Annotated in this window: 22 protein-coding genes and 1 other annotated feature; all 22 genes read left to right on the forward strand. The window is 39.3% G+C overall.

The features are described from left to right. Positions 1–10 precede the first annotated feature (10 nt). Positions 11–730, forward strand: coding sequence for a DUF881 domain-containing protein (locus V4T18_RS06835; RefSeq protein ID WP_332647978.1), 720 nt, complete (start codon positions 11–13; stop codon positions 728–730). 3 nt (positions 731–733) lie between these two features. Next, the gene (locus V4T18_RS06840; RefSeq protein ID WP_332647980.1) at positions 734–1,111 is read left to right on the forward strand and encodes a small basic family protein; all 378 of its coding nucleotides are present in this window, start codon (positions 734–736) and stop codon (positions 1,109–1,111) included. An 89-nt stretch (positions 1,112–1,200) separates the two neighbouring features. Then, positions 1,201–2,484, forward strand: coding sequence for a cell division protein FtsA (gene ftsA, locus V4T18_RS06845; RefSeq protein ID WP_332647982.1), 1,284 nt, complete (start codon positions 1,201–1,203; stop codon positions 2,482–2,484). Between the two features lie 30 nt (positions 2,485–2,514). Then, complete coding sequence (gene ftsZ / locus V4T18_RS06850; RefSeq protein ID WP_332647985.1) at positions 2,515–3,660, forward strand: cell division protein FtsZ; 1,146 nt, start codon at positions 2,515–2,517, stop codon at positions 3,658–3,660. A gap of 233 nt (positions 3,661–3,893) precedes the next feature. After that, on the forward strand, positions 3,894–4,718 hold the full coding sequence (locus tag V4T18_RS06855) for a sigma-E processing peptidase SpoIIGA (protein ID WP_332647987.1): 825 nt from the start codon (positions 3,894–3,896) through the stop codon (positions 4,716–4,718). Positions 4,719–4,735: 17 nt separating this feature from the next. Then, a complete protein-coding gene (gene sigE / locus V4T18_RS06860; RefSeq protein WP_332647990.1) occupies positions 4,736–5,443 on the forward strand; it encodes an RNA polymerase sporulation sigma factor SigE in 708 nt (235 codons plus the stop codon). 87 nt (positions 5,444–5,530) lie between these two features. Then, entirely contained in the window at positions 5,531–6,310 is a 780-nt protein-coding gene (sigG, locus tag V4T18_RS06865) for an RNA polymerase sporulation sigma factor SigG (RefSeq protein WP_332647992.1), read from the forward strand. Between the two features lie 59 nt (positions 6,311–6,369). Next, positions 6,370–6,609, forward strand: coding sequence for a YlmC/YmxH family sporulation protein (locus V4T18_RS06870; protein ID WP_332647994.1), 240 nt, complete (start codon positions 6,370–6,372; stop codon positions 6,607–6,609). Positions 6,610–6,684: 75 nt separating this feature from the next. After that, complete coding sequence (locus tag V4T18_RS06875; RefSeq protein ID WP_332647996.1) at positions 6,685–7,356, forward strand: YggS family pyridoxal phosphate-dependent enzyme; 672 nt, start codon at positions 6,685–6,687, stop codon at positions 7,354–7,356. 17 nt (positions 7,357–7,373) lie between these two features. Next, positions 7,374–7,859, forward strand: a complete 486-nt coding sequence (locus tag V4T18_RS06880; RefSeq protein ID WP_332647997.1) for a cell division protein SepF — start codon at positions 7,374–7,376, stop codon at positions 7,857–7,859. Between the two features lie 19 nt (positions 7,860–7,878). Further along, complete coding sequence (locus V4T18_RS06885; protein ID WP_332648000.1) at positions 7,879–8,139, forward strand: YggT family protein; 261 nt, start codon at positions 7,879–7,881, stop codon at positions 8,137–8,139. 79 nt (positions 8,140–8,218) lie between these two features. After that, positions 8,219–9,004, forward strand: a complete 786-nt coding sequence (locus V4T18_RS06890) for a YlmH family RNA-binding protein (RefSeq protein ID WP_332648003.1) — start codon at positions 8,219–8,221, stop codon at positions 9,002–9,004. Between the two features lie 96 nt (positions 9,005–9,100). Continuing rightward, a complete protein-coding gene (locus V4T18_RS06895) occupies positions 9,101–9,640 on the forward strand; it encodes a DivIVA domain-containing protein (protein WP_332648005.1) in 540 nt (179 codons plus the stop codon). A gap of 64 nt (positions 9,641–9,704) precedes the next feature. Continuing rightward, positions 9,705–9,930: a binding site (T-box leader), on the forward strand. 58 nt (positions 9,931–9,988) lie between these two features. Then, positions 9,989–12,748 (forward strand): isoleucine--tRNA ligase, encoded by a 2,760-nt coding sequence (gene ileS / locus V4T18_RS06900; RefSeq protein WP_332648006.1) that lies wholly within the window; start codon positions 9,989–9,991, stop codon positions 12,746–12,748. Between the two features lie 119 nt (positions 12,749–12,867). Next, on the forward strand, positions 12,868–13,347 hold the full coding sequence (lspA, locus tag V4T18_RS06905) for a signal peptidase II (protein WP_332648009.1): 480 nt from the start codon (positions 12,868–12,870) through the stop codon (positions 13,345–13,347). Then, positions 13,344–14,246 (forward strand): RluA family pseudouridine synthase, encoded by a 903-nt coding sequence (locus V4T18_RS06910; protein WP_332648011.1) that lies wholly within the window; start codon positions 13,344–13,346, stop codon positions 14,244–14,246. Before lspA ends, V4T18_RS06910 begins: the two co-directional genes overlap by 4 nt. A 678-nt stretch (positions 14,247–14,924) precedes the next feature. Continuing rightward, positions 14,925–15,467 carry a bifunctional pyr operon transcriptional regulator/uracil phosphoribosyltransferase PyrR gene (gene pyrR / locus V4T18_RS06915; protein WP_332648013.1) on the forward strand — a complete coding sequence of 181 codons (543 nt, stop codon included), beginning with the start codon at positions 14,925–14,927 and terminating at the stop codon, positions 15,465–15,467. Positions 15,468–15,490: 23 nt separating this feature from the next. After that, on the forward strand, positions 15,491–16,831 hold the full coding sequence (locus tag V4T18_RS06920; RefSeq protein ID WP_332648016.1) for a solute carrier family 23 protein: 1,341 nt from the start codon (positions 15,491–15,493) through the stop codon (positions 16,829–16,831). 221 nt (positions 16,832–17,052) lie between these two features. Continuing rightward, a complete protein-coding gene (locus V4T18_RS06925) occupies positions 17,053–17,931 on the forward strand; it encodes an aspartate carbamoyltransferase catalytic subunit (RefSeq protein WP_332648019.1) in 879 nt (292 codons plus the stop codon). Between the two features lies 1 nt (position 17,932). Continuing rightward, positions 17,933–19,207: a dihydroorotase gene (locus tag V4T18_RS06930; protein ID WP_332648022.1), complete on the forward strand. Its 1,275-nt coding sequence runs from the start codon at positions 17,933–17,935 to the stop codon at positions 19,205–19,207. Further along, positions 19,207–20,307, forward strand: coding sequence for a carbamoyl phosphate synthase small subunit (locus V4T18_RS06935; protein ID WP_332648025.1), 1,101 nt, complete (start codon positions 19,207–19,209; stop codon positions 20,305–20,307). The genes V4T18_RS06930 and V4T18_RS06935 overlap by 1 nt, the downstream gene beginning before the upstream one ends. Next, a complete protein-coding gene (carB, locus tag V4T18_RS06940; protein ID WP_332648027.1) occupies positions 20,300–23,497 on the forward strand; it encodes a carbamoyl-phosphate synthase large subunit in 3,198 nt (1,065 codons plus the stop codon). Before V4T18_RS06935 ends, carB begins: the two co-directional genes overlap by 8 nt.

The raw sequence follows: 23,497 nt of genomic DNA on the forward strand, positions 1-23,497 counted from the left end.
GGTGCCGCCGTTGACGAAAAAATCAAACCTGTATATTACCATTATATCTTGCATTATCGGATTTATGCTTGCTGTTCAATACAATTCAGTGCAAAGTCCAACCGAACAAAACAATCTCGATGTTTGGGAAATTCGACAAGATTTATCGGATGAAAAAAAACGACACTCGGAGTTGTTAGAGGAAATCCAAAAGACGAATGAAATTGTACGTCAGTATGAGGATGAGAAATTTAATAATCCTGAGGCGTTGTTAGGACAAACTCTGGAGCAATTAAAGATGCAAGCAGGTCTAAAGGAAGTGACCGGACCAGGCATTGTATTAACGCTAAAGCCTTCATTTGATTCCGTTCTTTACGGCTATGAAATTAATGAAATACCGCCATCCTTATTAATTCGTTTAGTGAATGATATTTATCGTTTTAACGGTCAGTATATCGAAATTGATGGACAAAGGTTAATCCATACAACTGCTATCCGAGATATTAATGGTAAAACAACCGTTAATAGTGTACCGATTGGCAAATCAAATGTTGAAATAAAAGTGATTACGAATGCTCAGGATGAAGCGGAGAAATTATACAATCATTTGCTAGCTTCTTCCTTTATGGACGAGTTCTTTATCGATAATATTGAACTCACAATCGGGGAACCTCAGTCAGACCTTGAAATTGCCGCTACGGATAAGAAATTAATGAACACCTATTTAAATGAAAATAATAAAGGGGATTAGAGTATGTGGTTACCTCTACTAGGATTGATTTTAGGTATTGCACTTGGCATTTTAACCGATATTCAAATTCCTGCAGTTTATGAAAACTATTTATCAATTGCAGTACTAGCCGCTCTCGATACAATGTTTGGAGGTATTCGAGCGCAGCTACAGCAAGTTTATGATGATAAAGTTTTTATCTCGGGTTTCTTTTTCAATATTGCGCTCGCGGCAGGGCTTGCATTTTTAGGCGTACATATTGGAGTAGACCTGTATTTAGCAGCAATTTTCGCATTCGGTGTAAGGCTTTTCCAAAACATAGCGGTCATTCGTCGCATATTGATAGCCAAGTGGGATGAAAAAAGGCTGAAAAATCGGGATAAATCATCAGAAACACATTAAAATTTAGTTACAAACGCTAATTTACTTAGACATTACAAGAATTATACAATAGAATGAACAGTAGGAGTATTTAAAGGAGGTGCAGCGAGTTGAATCATCAAGATTTATATATTTCGCTAGATATTGGTTCATCTTCTATTAAAGTTTTAATAGGTGAAATGAGCGATAACCAATTGCATGTTATTGGTGTCGGACAAGCTAAATCTAACGGTATACGAAAAGGGGCAATTGTAGATATAGATGCCACTGTACAATCTATCAATAAAGCAATAGAACAAGCTGAAAGAATGACAGGAATAAAAGTAGAAGAAGTCGTACTCGGTGTACCAGCAAATCAAACGTTCTTACAACCAGTAAAAGGTGTTGTAGCTGTAAATAGTGATGATCGTGAAATATCTGACGACGACTTACAACGTGTATTAGATTCTGCTCAGGTAATGTCTATTCCGCCTGAACGTGAAATGGTGAATTTAATTCCTCGTCAATTTATTGTAGACCACTTGGATGAAATTAAAGACCCTAGAGGTATGATTGGTATTCGTTTAGAAGTAGATGCCACGATGATTACGACATCAAGAACGTTACTACATAATGTTTTACGATGTGTAGAGCGTGCAGGCTTACAAATTCGTGAAATCTATTTACAACCATTAGCTGCCGGTTATTATGCTTTAACGGAAGATGAAAAAAATCAAGGGACTGCCTATATTGATTTAGGTGGTGGTTCAACAACAATCGCTGTTTTCGAAGAGGGACTGCTAACTCATACATCTGTTGTACCTGTCGGCGGAGATCATATTACGAAGGATTTATCCATCGTGTTAAAGACTCCAACTGAACAGGCGGAAAGTATTAAAAAGCAATTTGGACATGCCTTTTATGATGATGCTTCAGATGATCAATTGTTCGAAGTGCCGGTAGTTGGTACAGATTCGACAGATCAATATAGTCAACGCTATATTTCTGAAATTATTGGTGTACGTTTAGAAGAGTTATTTGAACTTATTTTAGACGAACTTTCTCGTCTTGGCATTCGAGATTTACCTGGTGGAATTGTACTAACAGGTGGTGTAGCACAATTAGAGGGGATTGCACAGCTTGCTCGTCAAGTCATGCAGACACGGGTTCGGGTATATACACCGGATTATATTGGAGTACGTGAGCCATCATATACAACAGCAGTTGGACTAATTCGTTATGCGCATCTAGATGATGAATTTTACGGTAGGGGCCCGGAAGCACATACTGTTTCTGTAGCAGCTCAGCCAACTCCTCCTAAAAAGCAATCTAATGCAACTGAGAAGGTCGATAACGAAAATAAAAAAGGCGTTATTGACACGGCAAAAAGAATTTTTAATAAATTTTTCGAATGATAATAAAGAAGTATAGTAGGAGGAGACAATATGTTAGAATTTGATACTAGTATCGATCAACTTGCTGTCATTAAAGTAATCGGTGTAGGTGGCGGTGGTAACAACGCTGTAAACCGAATGATTGAACATGGTGTGCAAGGTGTAGACTTTATTGCTGTAAATACAGATGCACAAGCTTTAGAACATTCTAAAGCAGAATTTAAGCTTCAAATTGGTGGTAAATTAACGCGCGGACTTGGAGCTGGAGCTAACCCAGAGGTAGGAAAAAAAGCTGCTGAAGAAAGCCGTGAGCAACTAGAAGAAGTGCTACGAGGTGCCGATATGGTGTTCGTAACTGCTGGTATGGGTGGTGGAACGGGTACTGGAGCTGCGCCAGTTATCGCTCAAATTGCACGTGAATTAGGCGCATTAACTGTTGGTGTTGTTACACGCCCCTTTACATTCGAAGGTCGTAAGCGTCAAACTCAAGCAGTCGGTGGAATTGGTTCATTAAAAGAAGCCGTTGATACATTAATTGTCATTCCAAACGATAAGTTATTACAAATCGTGGACAAGTCTACACCAATGCTTGAGGCATTCCGTGAAGCGGATAATGTACTGCGACAAGGTGTCCAAGGTATTTCCGATTTAATTGCAACACCAGGTTTAATTAACCTTGACTTTGCTGACGTAAAAACAATTATGTCTGATAAAGGGTCAGCGCTTATGGGAATCGGTATTTCTACTGGAGAAAATCGTGCAACGGAAGCCGCAAAAAAGGCAATCTCAAGTCCGCTATTAGAAACATCAATTGATGGAGCTAAAGGGGTTATTATGAACATTACTGGCGGAATTAATTTAAGTCTTTATGAGGTGCAAGAGGCGGCAGATATTGTAGCTTCAGCTTCTGATGAAGAAGTAAATATGATTTTCGGTTCCGTTATTAATGAAAATTTAAATGATGAAATTATTGTTACTGTCATTGCAACAGGTTTCTCTGATGATTTTGTTCCACAACAGCAGCCAGTTCGTCCAACGCTTGGTCAGCGACAAACAGCTGCTACTCAGCAACAGGCACCTATCCGTCAAGAGCCTGTTCAAGAGCAACCGAGACAATCACAACAAACACAACAAAGCTATCAGCAAGAAGAAGCTTTAGATATTCCGACTTTTTTACGTAATCGTCGTAATCGATAATAACTTGATAGCCTATTCTATCTACAAGATTATTCATAGTCTTGTAGATTTTTTTGTCTTTCGACACCAAAAATGAGTGAAGTCGTAGTCTTGAGTTCAGAGATTTTTGGGTTTTTTTGTCGAATTTTTTAATATAGTTCATAATTTTGTCAATTGATTTTTTCATTTCATCCCGAGCGTTTGACATTTTCCACGTGGTTACAGTGATAACCTACAACTAGGAGGGTTTAAGCATGATAGGAGAATGGCTTGTCCTTATTAGTACATTATTTAATTATTTGCTATTACGCTTTACACAGGATGTTACACAAGCAATCGGAAAGAAATGGAGATTGCTTCTAAGTGCATTCGTGAGTAGTGTGATAGCGATCGGCTTTTATCCTTCCAAGCTAGCATTAATACTAAGCTTCGTTGTTCTAATTGGTACTGCCTTTCAGTTTAAGCGAGCCTTTTTTTTAAAGCAAGGCTTCGTATTATTATGCGCGACATTTCTATTAGGTGGTCTACTAAATGTTGTTCAAACATATGCTGTAATGAATTTAAAGGGAAGTTATTTTTTAATAATTGTTGTTATAGCTAGCTTGAGCCTACTCTTAATTAAGAATCGGTGGGTCTCTCTATGGAAGGATAACTTACAACAAAAGTTTAAGACAAAATGTGACATACGTATCCTCGATTGTAGTTTAAACTTAGATGCATTTATTGACACAGGAAATGAATGTATTGAGCCCATTAGTCGTCAGCCCGTACATTTTTTATCGTTAAAGGCAACAAGTCAGTATTTACCCTCATCACTCCTGGACGCATTAAATGACTGGAAGCAAGAGGAGCCCTTTAATATCTCGATGTTTCCTAAAAAGGTATTGCGTACTATACGTTTTGTTTCGATCACGACTGTACAGCAAAAATCCTTGTATGTATTGGCGTTTCGATGTGATGCAGTAACACTTAACGATAAAACATTTGAAGGGCACTACATTGTATTTACACAAAATGATGCGAAGTTTCCACAGCAAGCCGATATTATTCTCCATTTTTCCATGCTTCCTACTTCATAAATAAAGGGGGACAATCATTGCTACGAAAGCTCGTTGCTTTTATTCAGAATATTTTGCGGAAATTTTCACGCAAAGGAACATATTATATAGGAGGTCATGACTCATTGCCAGTACCATTAACACGAGAAGAAGAATTATCTGTTGTTGAAGCATTCATGAACGGTGACCTTTGTGCCCGTGATACATTAATCGAACGAAATTTACGACTAGTTGTTTATATAGCAAGAAGATTTGATAATACAGCTACACCAATTGAGGATTTAATTAGTATTGGTTCTATCGGTTTAATTAAAGCAATTGAGACATTCAATACTGAAAAAAACATTAAGTTAGCTACGTATGCATCTCGTTGTATTGAAAATGAAATTTTGATGCACTTACGTAAAACAAGTCGCATGAAAAGTGAAGTGTCACTAGATGAGCCTCTAAACTCTGATGCGGACGGCAATGAATTACTCTTATCGGATATTTTAGGTACCGAGGAGCATATTATTTCTAATGATGTGGAGCGTAAATTGCAGCGTCAGCATATGTTCCGTGCGATTAATTGTTTAAGTCCACGTGAGAAATATATTATGGAATGTCGCTTCGGATTAAATGGTAAAGAAGAAATGACGCAAAAGGAGGTTGCGGATCATTTAGGTATTTCGCAATCGTATATTTCTCGTCTTGAGAAAAAAATAATATTAGATTTACGTGAATATTTGAACGAGCCGATCGCCTAGATTGGATGAAATTGGCGTAATTTCTAGCGCATACTCTTTTCGTATACGGACAAACTGAACAAAAGAGAAAAGTTCGGAGGAAAAGAGATGGTCCGTATGAAAGTAGAGCTATGTGGCGTGGATACTTCGTCACTACCAATTTTAAAGCATGAAGAAATGAAGGAATTATTTATTCGATTACAAGCAGGAGAAGAGCCTGTTCGAGAACAGCTTGTTATGTGTAATTTACGACTAGTATTAAGTATAGTCGGTCGCTTTTCTTATCGTGGCGAGCAAGCGGATGATTTGTTTCAAGTAGGCTGTATAGGTTTATTAAAAGCAATTGATCATTTTGATTTAAAACATAATGTTCGATTTTCTACCTATGCAGTGCCAATGATTATTGGTGAAATTCGTAGACATCTTCGTGATCATCATGCACTGCGTGTTTCTCGTTCATTACGAGATATCGCGTATAAGGCGATGCAAGCAAAGGAACGTTTTTTAGCAGAACATTTATATGAACCGACGTTAGCGCAAATTGCAGAACTCATAGAGATGAAGCAGGAGGATGTTCTTTTTGCACTAGATGCTATACAAGATCCAGTATCCTTGCAAGAGCCGATTTATTCCGATGGTGGTGATCCTGTTTATATGATGGATCAATTGAAGGGTGAAGTTAGTGAAGAACAGTGGGTAGCCTATGTATCAGTGAAGGAAAGTATGCAGAAGCTTGATGAAAGGCAGCAGCTGATTGTATCTAAACGTTTCTATTATGGTGAAACACAAACAGAAATAGCGAAGACGTTAGGGATTTCACAGGCGCAAATATCGCGTTTAGAAAAAAGTGCAATACAGCTTATGCAAAAAGATTATAAAGTGGATTAATACTTTTATTTAGCGCACATTTATAGTGCGCTTTTATTGTAGTAAAGGGAGGTTAACATATGCGCTTCTCAGTTGCGCAGCAGAAGGAAATGATTGAAGCGAGCAGCGGAAAGTTTATTGGTTATATTGTAGATGCAGAGGTTTGTGAGAAAAGTGGAAAAATTACTAACTTTATTGTCTCGCAACCTAGGAAATTCTACCACATTATCCAAGGAGAAGAGCCTACAAAAAAAGTTGCAATTAGTGATATTCTCATAGTTGGAAAAGATGTAATATTAGTGAAACAGATTTCGGGATAGGTCCCGCTATTCATTGATAAAACGAGCTTAGCTTGGTACAATAAGGGAAACTATTGTAGCAAAGTTGGGAAAAAAGTGGCGAAAATCGTTGATAATTTAGAGCAGATTCAATCGCATATTGAACGAGCGAAGCAAAAATCAGATGGAAAGCAGCTAGTAAATATTATTGCTGTTACAAAGGAAGTATCCGTAGATCGTACTAAGGAAGCACTCCAGTCGGGGCTTATTCATTTAGGAGAAAACCGCCCAGAAGGTCTACAGTTAAAGTTAGAGTCTATCGACGAGCAGCAAGCACAGTGGCATTATATAGGCTCACTTCAGACTCGAAAAGTAAAACAAGTTATTAATCATATCCATTATTTACATTCCCTTGATCGATTGAGTTTAGCCCAGGAAATCGAAAAACGTGCTAAGCATGTGGTTAAATGTTTTGTTCAAGCGAATGTATCAGGTGAGCAGTCCAAGCATGGATTAGCAAAAGAAGAAGTGATTTCTTTTATTAAGCAACTAAAGGACTATAAAAAAATTGAAGTTGTTGGCTTAATGACGATGGCTCCGAATACAGACGATGAAAATGTGATACGACGTGTATTTCGAGATTTAAAAAATTTGCAGCAGGAAGTTGTAAGCTTACAATTACAGTATGCACCGTGTACCGAGCTTTCTATGGGTATGTCAAACGATTATGAAATTGCTGTAGAAGAAGGTGCTACTTTCGTAAGAATTGGTACGGCTCTTGTTGGATAAAAAGGAAGGGACTATGGATGAGTATGAAAAATATCATTAAAAATTTCTTTTATTTAGAAGAAGAGGAAGAAACAGTAGCACCTGCCCAATCAAACGAGAAGCCTGCTAAGCAGCAGCCTACACAACAAGAAATGCCTGTTGTTAATAATCGCGTGAAAAAAGAGCGGAAAATACAGCAGAAAAATGAGGGTACTGTGCAAAATAATGTAGTGAGTTTGCATACAGCAGCTACAAATAAAAATTCAAAGGTTGTTTTAGTAGAGCCACGGGTTTATGCCGAAGCACAGGATATTGCTGAAAATCTTAAAAATAGACGTGCAACAATCGTCAATTTACAGCGTATCGAACGCGATCAAGGAGTACGAATTATCGACTTTTTAAGCGGAACGGTATATGCTTTAGGTGGCGATATTCAACGTGTAGGTACTGATATTTTCCTTTGCACACCGGAAAATGTAGAAGTTTCTGGGGAAATATCAGACTACTTATTTGATGAAATTTAAAAGCTAGTGAGGTTACAAGATGATTTTTTATGTTATTTCCCAAGTATTTTTGATTTATAAGATTATGCTATTTGGTTATATTTTGCTATCTTGGATTCCAGCTGCACAAGGTTCAGCTGTCGGACGATTTTTAGCAACAGTTTGTGAGCCATATTTAGGCTTCTTCCGTAAATTTATACCACCGATTGGCATGATTGATATTTCACCTATTGTTGGTTTATTTGTTTTACAATTTATCGAAGTTGGTTTACTAAAAGTATTAAGCTATATGATTTTTTAACCTTTTCCCCGTACGATAACGGCGCTATTGATTCGTTTATTGTAGGGGGTTTTGTTTAATGTGAATGTGAGGCATCCTGATGGAACATTTGATTCAGCACTTTAGAAAAGATGAGCAACCATTTATCGAGCAAGTTGTTGGCTGGCAACGGGAGGTTGAAGATAGGTATGCGCCAAAGCTAACCGATTTTCTTGATCCACGTCAGCGTTTTATCGTTGCATCCGTTATCGGTCAATCAGAAGGTTTACATGTTAGTACAGAGGGTATATTTAATAATCCTGAGAGAAAACGTGCATTGATTGCACCTTCCTATTTTGAACCTGAGCAGGATGAATTTCAAGTAACGGTTTTTTCGCTGCAATACCCGTCAAAATTTGTTCAACTGAGGCATCCCGATGTCCTAGGTGCTTTACTTTCATTGGGCATGGATCGTAGTAAATATGGAGATATACGTGTAGCGGAAAATGTTATACAGTTTGCCGTTGAGGCAGAAGTAGCAGATTATGTACGGGCAAATTTAATCAGCATTGGAAAAGTGAAGGTGCATATTGAGGAAGTGGGCAATGCACCGCTTATTCAAAGCGAGGATCAGTGGTTAGAAAAATCATGTACAGTATCCTCTATGCGACTTGACGTTGTACTCTCAACGGTGTTAAATATCTCACGGCAAAAATCTCAAAGCTTAATTACTGCCGGACGAGTGAAGGTAAACTGGACCATTCGAGAAGGGGTAGCCTTTGAGTTACAGGAGGGGGATATTATTTCTGTTAGAGGTTTTGGACGCTTGAAGGTGATCATGACTGAAGGGCGTACAAAAAAGGATAAAATCCGCCTACAAATAGGACATTTGGAGCAAAAAATGTAATCAAATGCGTATATTTGATAATAACTAGTGTCAATTACTGAGAGACAAAGTATAATGAAAGTAATTTAGTACTGTGAAAAAGGAGAGCTGAACAATATGCCATTATCCCCTCTTGATATACATAATAAGGAGTTTACACGTGGATTCCGTGGTTATGCGGAGGACGAGGTAAATGAATTTTTAGATCAAATCATTAAAGATTACGAAATTATTCTTCGTGAGAAAAAAGAGCTTGAAGATAAAATAAAAACGATGACTGAGCAAATGAACCACTACAATACGTTAGAGGAAACTCTACAAAAGTCAATCGTTGTTGCACAAGAGGCAGCAGAGGAAGTGCGTCGTAACTCTCAAAAGGAAGCGAAATTGATTGTGAAGGAAGCCGAAAAAAATGCAGACCGTATTATTAATGAAGCATTAACGAAGGCTCGTAAGATTACAATTGAGATCGATGAGCTGAAAAAGCAATCAAAGGTTTTCCGTAATCGCTTCAAAATGTTAGTCGAGGCACAATTAGATTTATTGAATACAGACGATTGGGACCAACTCCTTCAATATGAGGTTGGCCTAACAGATATCCAAGAACAAAATCGACTTCAGCTTGAGCCAGAAGATGAGAACTTAAGCTCGATTTAGTCATTTGTGCTTGACGACTTATCAACAGTTTCATATACTGATACACAAGAAAATCGTTTATACTCATAAGGCTAAGATGGAGACAGTATGTTTTAATTGCTGACTAGCGATTCGAGGATGGTGAAAGCTCGAACGAAACAATTATGACAGAATATCACTCCTGAGCAAAATTACTGAAAAAAGTAAGTAATTTCGTGTCACGCAACGTTATAGCGTCTAAGAGGTAAAAAGCGTAAATGCTTTTTGCAAATTAGGGTGGTACCACGAGTAATAAGCTTCTCGTCCCTTGTTCGGGGCGAAGAAGCTTTTTTGTTTGTATTAAACGATAATTAGAGGAGGATTATTACAATGGTAGAGTATAAAGATACGTTATTAATGCCGAAAACTGATTTCCCGATGCGCGGAAATTTACCGGCAAACGAACCGAAGATGCAAGAAAAATGGAATGAGATGGACATTAATAAATTAGTAAATGAACGTACAGCAGACCGTCCACATTTCGTATTACATGATGGCCCTCCGTACGCTAACGGAGATATCCATATTGGGCATGCACTGAATAAAGTAATTAAAGACATGATTAATCGCCATAAATCAATGACAGGTTTCCATGTTCCATATATTCCAGGCTGGGATACACACGGTTTACCAATCGAGCAAGCACTAACAAATAAAGGTGTAAAACGTAAAGAGATGTCCGTAGCGGAATTCCGTAAGCTTTGTGAAGAATATGCGTATGAGCAGATCGACAACCAACGTAACCAGTTCCGTCGTTTAGGTGTTCGTGGTGATTGGGAAAATCCTTACATTACATTAAAACCAGAATTTGAAGCTCGTCAAATTGAAGTGTTCGGAAAAATGGCGGAGAAGGGCTATATTTACAAAGGGTTAAAGCCAGTTTATTGGTCACCTTCTTCTGAATCTGCATTAGCAGAAGCTGAAATTGAATATAAGGATGTAAAATCTGCATCCATCTATGTATCATTCCCAATTAAAGATACAAAAGGTGTCGTGCCAGCCGATGCAAAATTCGTCATCTGGACAACAACTCCTTGGACTCTACCAGCAAACTTAGGAATTTCAGTAAATCCAGAGTTTACTTATGTAGTTGTAGCAGTAGGTGCTAAAAAATTCATTATTGCAAAAGAGCTTCTGGAGACTGTAGCAACAACACTTGAGTGGGAAGACTATGAAGTAATTCAGGAAGTAAAGGGTGAAGCACTAGATCGTATTGTGGCACAGCACCCATTCTATGACCGTGATTCACTAGTAATGGTTGGTGAGCACGTTACAGCTGAGGCAGGTACAGGATGTGTTCATACTGCTCCAGGACACGGGGAAGATGACTTTAATATTGGAAAGGCTTATGGCTTACCAGTGTTATCGCCTGTAGATAATCGTGGCTGCTATACAGACGAAGCACCTGGCTTTGAAGGTATTTTCTACAATGAAGCCAACAAAATGGTGACTGAGAAATTAAAAGAAGTAGACGCACTTGAAAAATTAAACTTCTTCACGCACTCATATCCACATGACTGGCGTACGAAAAAACCAGTAATTTACCGTGCAACGCCACAATGGTTTGCATCAGTAGCGATGTTCCGTGACGAATTACTAGAAGCGGTTCGTGCAACAGAATTTACACCAGCATGGGGTGAAACTCGTCTGTACAATATGATTCGTGATCGTGGAGATTGGGTAATTTCTCGTCAACGTGCATGGGGTGTTCCAATTCCGATTTTCTATGCTGAAAACGGTGAACATATTATTACACCGGAGACGATTGCACATATTTCAAAACTATTCCGTGAGCATGGTTCAAATATTTGGTTCCAAAAAGAGGCGAAGGAATTATTGCCTGAAGGCTTCTCTCATCCTGGTAGTCCGAACGGTGAATTTACGAAAGAAAACGATATTATGGACGTTTGGTTCGACTCGGGTTCATCACACCAAGGTGTACTTGTAGAGCGCGGTATGAAATATCCAGCTGACCTGTATTTAGAAGGCTCTGACCAACACCGTGGCTGGTTTAACTCATCATTAATTACTTCCGTTGCAATTAATGGTTATGCACCATATAAAGGCTTATTAACACACGGTTTTGTACTTGATGGTGAAGGTCGTAAAATGTCTAAGTCACTAGGGAATGTAATTATCCCTCAAAAAGTAATGGATCAATACGGGGCAGATATTTTACGTCTATGGGTAGCTTCTGTTGACTACACAGGCGACGTACGCATTTCGATGGATATGTTAAAGCAAGTTTCAGAGGCGTACCGTAAAATCCGTAACACGCTTCGTTTCTTACATGGAAACGTTTCAGACTTCAATGCAAAAACGGACCGTGTAGCCTATAACGATTTACGTGAAATGGATCAGTATATGTACATGCGCCTTCAGGATGTTTTAAAAGCTGTACGTGCTGCTTATGACCGCTATGAGTTCTCAACTGTATATACATTAATTAATAACTTTGTAGCCGTAGAACTATCTTCATTCTACTTAGATATCGCAAAGGATGTTGTGTATATCGAAGGTAAGGATAATCAAGCCCGTCGTGCAATGCAAACCGTGATGTATGATACGTTAATGACACTGTTAAAAGTATTAACACCAATTTTACCTCATACTACAGATGAAATGTGGTCGTACTTAGGTGCAGAGGAATTGTCTGTTCAATTAACAGATTTCCCGGAGGTAGATGAGCAGCCAAACTTCGAAGCGCTTCGTACGAAGTGGGAAAAAATAATTGAGGTTCGTGATGAAGTACTAAAAGCACTAGAAGAAGCCCGAAATGCAAAAGTAATTGGTAAATCACTAGAAGCCAAACTTTCAGTGTATGGTGATAATGAAGTAGTTGCATTATTAGATGATTCAAACCTTAATTTTGCACAGCTTTCGATCGTATCACAGTTTACTGTTGCTGGCGCAAAAGGCGAAGCTCCAGCTAATGCGCTTGTATTAGATAAAACTTCAATCGTTGTTGAAAAAGCAGACGGAGAAAAATGTGACCGCTGCTGGACAATTTCTGAAACAGTAGGTGCAAATGAAGCGCATCCTACACTATGTACTCGCTGCGGGGAAGTTGTTGAAAAATATTACGTTTAATAATATTTGCTAGGGAGTCCATTCTCCCTAGTTTTTTCATTTTGTGGATGTTAACAATATTCGATATGAGCGGTTTATGTTAGAATAGACAAGATATCGGGTAAACGGAGGCGTCACTTTTGTATAAGTATTATGGAATAGCAATTTTGGTTATTATATTAGACCAAGCAACAAAATGGATGGTTGTTAACAATATGGAACTAAATGAGCGGATTTCGATTTGGGATCCGTGGTTTGGATTATTATCCCATCGTAATCGCGGAGCTGCTTGGGGTATGCTAGAAGGGCAAATGTGGCTATTTATAATTGTCACTATAGGTGTCATAATTGCGATTATTTATTTTTATCATAAAGAAGCAAAAGGAAAGCCATTTTTCCAAATTAGTTTAATGCTACTGTTAGGTGGTGCAATTGGGAACTTTATTGACCGATTATTTTTAGGAGAGGTTGTCGATTTTGTCGATGTACTGATCCCGGTTATTAATTATCACTTCCCAATCTTTAATATTGCAGATGCGGCGTTAACAATTGCTGTTATTATGCTACTAATTACGATTTTAATGGAAGAGCGAGCAGAAAAGAAAAAGGTGAAAAAATGACAGTTGTAACATATACAATCGAAGCAGCACAAGCAGGAGAGCGCATTGATAAGGCGTTATCGACAATTCAAAATGAGTGGTCACGTACACAGATTGGGAATTGGGTTACGGACGGAATCGTAAAAGTTAACGGTGAGGCTGTAAAAGCAAAGTACAAAGTAAAGATAGGCGACCTTATTGAAATAAATGTGCCAGAAGCAGAGCCGCTTGAAATAATAGCGGAGGATTTAGGTTTAGAAATTGTTTACGAAGATGCCGACGTATTAGTCGTAAATAAACCAAAAGGCATGGTCGTACACCCTGCACCTGGTCATGTAACAGGCACACTTGTGAACGGGTTGATGTTCCATTGTAAGGACCTATCTGGTATTAACGGAATCATGCGTCCAGGTATCGTTCATCGTATTGATAAGGATACATCCGGCTTATTGATGGTTGCCAAAAACGATAAAGCCCACGAATCACTAGTGAACCAGCTTGTGGCGAAAACAGTAACACGCAAATATACAGCACTTGTTCATGGTCATATTGCCCATGATAAAGGGACGATTGATGCACCGATTGGTCGAGATACTAAGGATCGTCAAAAACAGGCGATTGTTGATGGTGGAAAGCATGCAGTAACACATTTCCAAGTACTAGAGCGTTTTGGTGACTACACATTAGTTGAGTGTCGACTAGAAACAGGTCGTACACATCAAATTCGTGTGCACATGAATTATATTGGCTTCCCATTAGTAGGAGATCCGAAATATGGACCGAAGAAAACAATTGATTTTGGTGGACAAGCACTTCATGCAGGAGTTCTAGGTTTTGATCATCCAGTAACAGGCGAGTATTTAGAATTTGAAGTCCCTCTACCGGAGGATTTTAACCAATTACTAGCATCCCTACGCTAAAGTTGGTTCATCCCTAAAAGTCTAGGTTGCTATATATACTGCACACTACACTCCGAGCGGACGCTTTTCGCGGGCATGGCTTCAGTCTCCTCGTCGTTCGTACCTCACTCCTGCGGGGCCCTCAGCTCACGCTATTCCCGCAGGAGTCGCCGCTCTACGTTACGTGTGCTAAAAATAATTCAGGATAAAATATTTTGCTAATTGTCAATTACATGTTGATGAGAATTTAAATAAAGCGTTTGATGATTAATAGTGGAGCCAGCGTGGCGAGTGAAGCGGCTAAGCGGCCTTCCCTAGGGAAGCACGCTGGCGTATCGGAATTTATCCCTAAGTTATGGTAAAGAGCTAAAAAAATGGTGAAGGTTTTATAGACAGATAATTCTTAATTGGTCAACTTTCTTATAGTACCTTGACTTATCGTGTTTTGGAGACTATACTAACTAAAGTTAAACAAAAGATTCGACGAGAGCGAATCAGTTAACGCTATGAAAAATGAATATTCACCTTTAATGGCAGTCCAGAGAGGCTGAGAAGGTACTTGTGAAGCGTAGAAAATTTTGTGATGCAATATTTTCGGTCGCGTTATTTAAACATGTATTTGACAACCTCCTAGGCAATCGCTTGGGAGGTTTTTTATTTAGAAAAGGTGGAAACATAGAAGGAAGGAGGCAAAATATTATGAACAGTACAGAGCTATTAGATGGACCTTCAATGAATCGTGCATTAACACGAATTGCTCACGAAATAATTGAACGTAATAAAGGGATAGATGAGTGTATTTTAGTAGGCATCAAAACGCGAGGGGCATATTTAGCTAGGCGCTTAGCAGAAAGAATCGAACAAATCGAAGGGAAACCGATTCGGACAGGTGAGCTTGATATTACGCTTTACCGAGATGATTTATCAACCAAGCAAGTCAATGATGAAGCACAAGTACAGCAGGTGGATATCGATGATCAAGTAGACAACCAAAAAATCGTTTTAGTAGACGATGTACTTTACACAGGACGTACAGTCCGTGCTGCATTAGATGCGGTAATGGACCTAGGAAGACCTTCACAGATTCAACTTGCAGTCTTAATTGATCGAGGCCACAGAGAGCTGCCAATTCGAGCAGATTATGTTGGGAAAAACATCCCAACATCAGGACATGAAAGAATCGTTGTGAATTTAGAAGAAGTAGATGGCAAGGATTTAGTAACAATCCATAAAGAAGATTAGGAAGAATAGTGAGGAAATTGACAATGTCAAAAGCAGTATTAGATATAAATGACAAGCCTTCTAGTTTACAGCTCGTTACACTAAGCTTCCAGCATATGTTTGCCATGTTTGGTGCAACTATATTAGTGCCGAAGCTAGTTGGTTTAAGTCCAGCAATCGCCCTATTAACAAGTGGGATTGCAACAATCGTATTTTTATTAATTACTCAATTTAAAGTGCCAGCGTATCTTGGATCATCCTTTGCATTTATTGCGCCAATATTAGTAGCGGCGGGCGGTTTAGACGGTGATAACATGAGTGTCAACCCCGGGAATGCCATGATCGGTGCAATGGCAGTCGGGGTAACATACGGGATTGTCTCATTAATAATTTGGAAAACAGGCTATAGATGGTTAATGAAGCTACTACCACCAATTGTAGTAGCACCGGTTATTATGGTTATCGGTCTAGGGTTAGCAGGAACGGCTGTTGATATGGCGATGAATATACCTGTAGAAAAGTTTGATGAAGCAACACAACAAACGATTACTGTAAGTGAATATAGCTTCAAGCATTTTTCGGCAGCACTAGTGACTTTGTTCTCGGCCATTATTTTCACAGTGTATTTTAAAAATATTTTAAGTGCGATGCCAATCCTACTTGGATTAATCATCGGTTACACTTACTCATGCTTCATTGGAATAGTAGATTTCACAGCAATAAAGGAAGCATCTTGGTTTGCAATGCCGGAGTTCCTGATTCCAGGTATTGATTATGAATTCAAAATTACTTCAACAATTTTACTAGCAATGGTACCAATCGTACTAGTAACGATTTCCGAACATATCGGTCACCAATTAGTGTTAGGAAAAGTAGTTGGTCGTAACTATATTAAAGACCCAGGCTTACATCGTTCAATTTTTGCAGACGGTTTAGGGACATTTATTAGTGCCTTTATCGGTGGTCCTCCAAAGACAACATACGGTGAGAACATAGGTGTCTTAGCCATCACACGTGTGTATTCCGTTTACGTTATTATGGGTGCTGCAGTGATCGCGATTATCTTCTCGTTCGTAGGAAAAGCAATGGCACTTATCCAAACGATTCCTACAGCTGTACTTGGTGGAATTTCCATTCTACTATTCGGGATCATTGCTTCAAGTGGTCTTCGAATGTTAGTAGAAAACAATATTGATTTTGGTAACAATCGTAACTTAGTTATTTCTTCTGTTATTTTAGTCATCGGAATTGGCGGCGCAGCATTCGAGTTCACCGAGGCGTTCAAAATCGAGGGTATGGCATTAGCTGCGATAATCGGTGTGCTTTTAAACCTGATTCTACCAGGTCGCGATAAAAATGTTGGCGATATTTACGAAAATGAATAATAGAGTACCTTTTAAAGATTGTCCAGAGAGGCAGTAAGGGGAAAGATAGGCTCTTAGCACATAGTTTTATGATGCTTTAGCTTGTCGCACCCTTAAAAGCCTCACTATTCAGTATAGTGAGGCTTTTTTTATGAATATGTCATCAATCTGTCAAATGAGTAAGGTTGAAATAGATTTATACTTAAAGATAAGTAGCGAATCAAATCGGAGGCGCGAGTGATATGAAAAATTTATTATCAATGGAACACTTAACAAATGAAGAAATTTTGCACATTTTAGACCGAGCACAGGCGTTTGAAAATGGTGAACAACCACAACTAGATCGTCCTTATAATGTAGCAAATCTATTCTTTGAGCCAAGTACTCGAACTAAAACAAGCTTTGAAATGGCTGAGCGTCGTGTTGGGTGTACGGTCATTCCGTTTGATGCAGGATTTTCAAGTGCATTAAAAGGTGAAACGATGTATGACACTGTTAAAACACTTGAAATGATTGGTATCGATGCTGTTGTCATCCGTGCAAAAGAAGATGAATACTACAACGAGTTACTCCATGGTATTGATTGTGCTGTTATTAATGCAGGGGATGGAGCTGGACAGCATCCTTCGCAAAGTTTACTTGATCTTTACACAATAAAAAAAGAATTTGGCAATTTTGAAGGCTTGAATATTACCATTGTAGGTGATATTTCACATAGTCGAGTAGCAAAATCGAATGCAGTAGCGCTGACAAGGTTGGGGGCAAATGTCCGCTTCCTATGCCCGGAGGAATGGGCAGGCGATTTTGAAGCGGTGCATTCATGGGATGATGTACTAGAAGATAGCGATGTTGTAATGCTGCTTCGTATTCAACATGAACGACATGCCGTAAGTAAAAATTTCTCCAAAGAAAGCTATCACGATGAGTTTGGGTTAACACCAGAGCGTGAAAAACGTATGAAGCCAGGTGCCATTATTATGCATCCGGCTCCAATAAACCGTGATGTAGAAATTTCAGACGAATTAGTTGAATGCGAGCGTTCGCGTATTTTCCAGCAAGTAAGAAATGGTGTATATGCACGTATGGCAATTCTAGAAACAATTTTGAAGGGACGACAATAACATGACTACTTATATTCAAAATGTACAATTATTAAATGAACAAGGTGAATTAGTCTTATCATCCATTACAGTTGAAAATGGTAAAGTATCAGCAATCGGTGGAGAGATGCCAGCGGGCGCCGAGGTGATTGACGGTAACGGGAATTTCTTATCGCCTGGTTTTGTAGATGTCCATGTACATCTACGTGAGCCTGGCTTTGAGCATAAGGAAACAATTGCGACTGGAACAGCTTCAGCAGCAAAGGGCGGGTTCACAACAATTTGTGCAATGCCTAATACAAAGCCTGTACCCGATTCAGTCCAAAATATGAAACTGATTAATGGATTAATTGAAGAAAGTGCGGTCGTTCGCGTATTACCATATGGCTCGTTAACAAAGGATATTTCTGGTGAAGTACGTACAAATGTTGAAGAATTAAAGCAACACGGTGCTGTAGCTTTCTCTGATGACGGTGTAGGCATTCAATTAGCCTCTACAATGTATGAACAGATGAAGGAAGCAGCTCGAATTAATGCGATCGTGGTAGCGCACTGTGAAGATAACTCGCTAATTTATGAAGGGGTTATGCATGAAGGAAAGCGCAATAAAGAACTAGGTTTGCCAGGTATTCCTTCCATTTGTGAATCCGTTCAAATTGCCCGTGACGTATTATTAGCCGAAGCAGCAGGTGCTCGCTATCACGTTTGTCACGTATCGACGAAAGAATCTGTTCGTGCAGTACGAGATGCAAAGGCAGCGGGGATTCGTGTAACAGCTGAAGTATGTCCACACCATTTATTACTAGAAGAAATGGATATCCCTTCAGATGATGCAAACTGGAAAATGAACCCACCATTACGTGCTGCAGATGATAAGGATTCATTACATGCAGCCCTACTAGATGGCACAATCGACTGTATTGCAACAGACCATGCTCCACATACGGTGGAAGAAAAATGCTGCGGTATGGTAGGGGCACCATTTGGTATTGTTGGTTTTGAAACAGCGTTCCCATTACTGTATACAAGATTCGTAAAAACAGGAAAATGGACATTAGAGCAATTAGTTCAATGGATGAGTACAAAGCCAGCAGAAATTTTCGACCTACCATACGGTAAAATTGAAGTAGGTGCTTCAGCAGATTTCACAATTATCGATCTTGAAAAAGAAATGACAGTTGATGCAGAAGGATTTGTGTCAAAAGGTCGTAACACACCATTCAATGGCTGGAAGGCTCAAGGTTGGCCAGTAGTAACAATTTTTGAAGGCAATATCGTATATCAGGAGGCGCAATAATGAAAAAACGTTTATTAATTTTAGAAGATGGTACAGTATTTTCTGGTACAGCATTCGGTAGTGACAAAGCATCTCAAGGGGAAGTTGTCTTCACAACAGGGATGACAGGCTACCAAGAAACATTATCTGATCCATCATTTTACGGTCAAATTGTAACATTAACATACCCATTAATCGGTAACTACGGTATTAACCGTGACGATTTTGAATCTATTCAGCCGGCTATTCGTGGATTCGTTGTACGTGAATTAGCTGAGCATCCATCAAACTGGCGTAGTGATATGACATTAAATGATTACTTAAAATCACAGGATATCCCAGGTATTGAAGGGATTGATACACGTAAATTAACACGTATTATCCGTGCAAAGGGTGCGGTTCGAGCAATTTTAACTGAAGCGGATGCAGAGGTAAATGTAGAGGAAATCGTAGCACAATTACAAGCAACACCTCTAATTACACATCATGTGAAGGAAGTATCGCCAAAAGCTGCTTACCCATCACCAGGTCGTGGCAAACGTGTTGTCCTAATTGATTTCGGTATGAAGCACGGTATTCTACGCGAATTAAATAAACGTGACTGTGATGTAATCGTAGCACCTTACAATACATCAGCTCAGCAAATTTTAGCGTGGCAACCAGATGGCATTATGCTTTCAAACGGCCCGGGTAACCCAATGGACGTAACAGAAGGTATCGAAACGGTTAAAAACTTAATCGGAAAAGTGCCAATGTTCGGTATTTGCTTAGGGCACCAAATTTTCTCATTAGCATGTGGGGCAAAATCATTTAAATTGCCGTTCGGTCACCGCGGAGGTAACCACCCAGTAAAGGATTTACGCACTGGCCGTACAGATTTAACATCTCAAAACCACGGTTATGCAATTGATATCGATTCATTAAAAGATACAGATTTAGAATTAACTCATGTCGCATTAAACGACGGTACTTGTGAAGGGGTTCGTCATAAGAAATATCCAATCTTCACGGTTCAATATCACCCAGAGGCTTCACCAGGTCCAGAAGATTCAAATCACTTATTTGATGAGTTTATTGAAATGATGGAAAATGAAGCAGCAAAGGAGAAACAACATGCCTAAACGTACAGATATAAACACAATTTTAGTAATCGGATCAGGTCCAATCGTTATCGGTCAAGCAGCAGAGTTTGACTATGCAGGTACACAAGCGTGTCTTTCATTAAAAGAGGAAGGCTACCGCGTAATCTTAATTAACTCAAACCCAGCGACAATTATGACAGATACAGAAATCGCTGACAAAGTCTATATCGAGCCAATTAGCTTAGAATTCGTATCACGTATTTTACGCAAAGAACGCCCAGATGCAATCCTACCAACACTTGGTGGTCAAACAGGCTTAAACATGGCAATCGAACTGGATGAATCAGGTATTTTAGACGAGCTAGGCATCGAAATCCTTGGTACAAAATTAGATGCGATTCATAAAGCGGAAGACCGTGATTTATTCCGTAATTTAATGTACGAATTAGGTGCTCCAGTACCTGAGTCAGACATCATCCACAACATGGAAGAAGCAAAAGCATTAGTAGCACGCATCGGTTACCCAGTAATCGTACGTCCAGCATTCACACTTGGTGGAACAGGTGGCGGTATCTGTTATAACGACCAAGACTTAGAAGAAATCGTAACATCAGGTTTGAAATATTCACCAGTAACGCAATGTTTACTTGAAAAATCAATCGCTGGCTACAAGGAAATTGAATATGAAGTAATGCGTGATGCTGCAGACAATGCAATCGTAGTTTGTAACATGGAAAACTTCGACCCAGTAGGTATTCACACAGGTGACTCAATCGTAGTTGCACCAACACAAACTCTTTCTGACCGTGAAAACCAAATGCTACGTAATATCTCACTTGATATTATCCGTGCATTAAAAATTGAAGGTGGCTGTAACGTACAATTAGCACTTGACCCATACAGCTTCCAGTACTATGTAATTGAGGTAAACCCACGTGTATCACGCTCATCAGCGCTTGCTTCAAAAGCAACGGGTTACCCAATTGCAAAATTAGCGGCAAAAATCGCAGTTGGTTTAACACTAGATGAAATTAAAAACCCTGTAACAGGTTCTACTTTTGCTTGCTTCGAGCCAGCACTTGACTATATCGTAGCGAAAATTCCACGCTGGCCATTCGATAAATTCGAATCAGCGAAACGTAACCTAGGTACACAAATGAAGGCAACGGGTGAGGTAATGGCACTTGGCCGTACGTTCGAAGAAGCGATGTTAAAAGCAGTTCGTTCACTTGAAACAGGTCACTACCATATTGAAATGAAACACCCAGAAGAGTTAACAGATTCTTGGATTGAAAAACGTATTCGTAAAGCGGGTGACGAGCGTTTATTCTTCATCGGTGAAGCATTACGACGCGGTGTAACAATCGAGCAAATTCACGAGTGGTCAGCAATCGACTTATTCTTCTTACACAAATTAAAGAAAATTGTCGATATGGAAGCGACACTTGCAGAAAATAAAAACGACAAAGACGTGTTACGTACAGCAAAACGTTTAGGCTTTGCAGATCGTAAAATCGCAGAGCTTTGGGAAACAACGCCAGAAGCAGTATACGAATTCCGTAAAGACAACGGCATTATCCCAGTATACAAAATGGTTGATACATGTGCGGCTGAGTTTGAATCTCAAACACCGTACTTCTACGGCACATATGAAGAAGAAAATGAATCGATTAAATCTGACAAGCCATCAGTGGTTGTACTAGGCTCTGGTCCGATTCGTATCGGTCAAGGGGTAGAGTTTGACTATGCAACTGTTCACTCTGTATGGGCAATCCAAGAGGCAGGCTATGAAGCGATTATAATTAACTCAAATCCTGAAACAGTTTCGACTGACTTCTCGATTTCAGATAAATTATACTTTGAGCCATTAACAATCGAGGACGTAATGCATATTATCGACCTAGAGCAACCAATTGGTGTTGTTGTACAATTCGGTGGTCAAACAGCCATCAATCTAGCAGATAAGCTTGCTGCAAATGGCGTGAAAATTTTAGGTACATCACTTGAGGATATCGACCGTGCAGAAAACCGTGATAAATTCGAAGCGGCACTACAAGAGCTAGGAATTCCACAGCCTGCTGGTGAAACGGCAACATCTACGGAAGAAGCATTAGAAATTGGTAAAAAATTAGGGTTCCCAGTCTTAGTTCGTCCATCTTACGTTCTTGGTGGTCGCGCAATGGAAATCGTTTATAACTTAGATGAATTAGCACATTATATGGAGCATGCAGTAGAAGCCTCTCCAGATCACCCAGTACTAGTTGACCGTTACTTAACAGGTCAGGAAATCGAAGTGGATGCAATCTGTGATGGTGAAAATGTATTAATCCCAGGTATTATGGAGCATATTGAGCGTGCAGGTGTTCACTCTGGTGACTCAATTTCGGTATACCCACCACAAAAATTAACAGAAGCACAAAAAGAAACGTTAGTAGATTACACAACACGTTTAGCAAAAGGTTTAGGTATCGTAGGTCTGATGAACATTCAGTATGTAATGAGCCAAGGCGAAATTTTCGTAATTGAGGTTAACCCACGTTCATCTCGTACAGTACCATTCCTATCAAAAATTACAAATATTCCAATGGCGAATATTGCAACAAAAGCCATTCTTGGTCAGTCTATCGTAGAACAAGGCTACCCAACAGGCTTAGCGAAAGAGCAGCAAGGTGTATTCGTAAAAGTGCCAGTGTTCTCATTCGCAAAATTACGCCGTGTAGACATTACATTAGGACCTGAAATGAAATCAACAGGTGAAGTGATGGGGAAAGATTCTACATTAGAAAAAGCACTATACAAAGGCTTAGTAGCAGCAGGTATGGAAATTAAAACACACGGTACAGTGCTATTCACAGTATCGGATAAAGATAAAGAAGAAGCGATTAGCTTAGCAAAACGCTTCTCAACAGTAGGCTACCGTATTATGGCAACAGAAGGTACTGCAAAAGTATTTGAAGAGAACGGCGTACGTACAGATGTTGTAGAGAAAATCGGTGCTAAAGGTAAAACGTTAATTGATGTAATCCAAAATGGTGAAGCACAGCTTGTAGTAAACACTTTAACAAAAGGCAAGCAACCAGCACGTGATGGCTTCCGTATTCGTCGCGAGTCTGTAGAAAATGGTGTGCCATGTTTAACATCTTTAGATACTGCAGAGGCGATGCTACGTGTAATTGAGTCAATGACATTCACAGCTGAGGAAATGCCAAAAGCGGAGGTAGTACATTAA

The organism is Lysinibacillus sp. 54212 (genome assembly GCF_036662795.1).
In the GTDB taxonomy this organism is placed as follows: domain Bacteria; phylum Bacillota; class Bacilli; order Bacillales_A; family Planococcaceae; genus Lysinibacillus_B.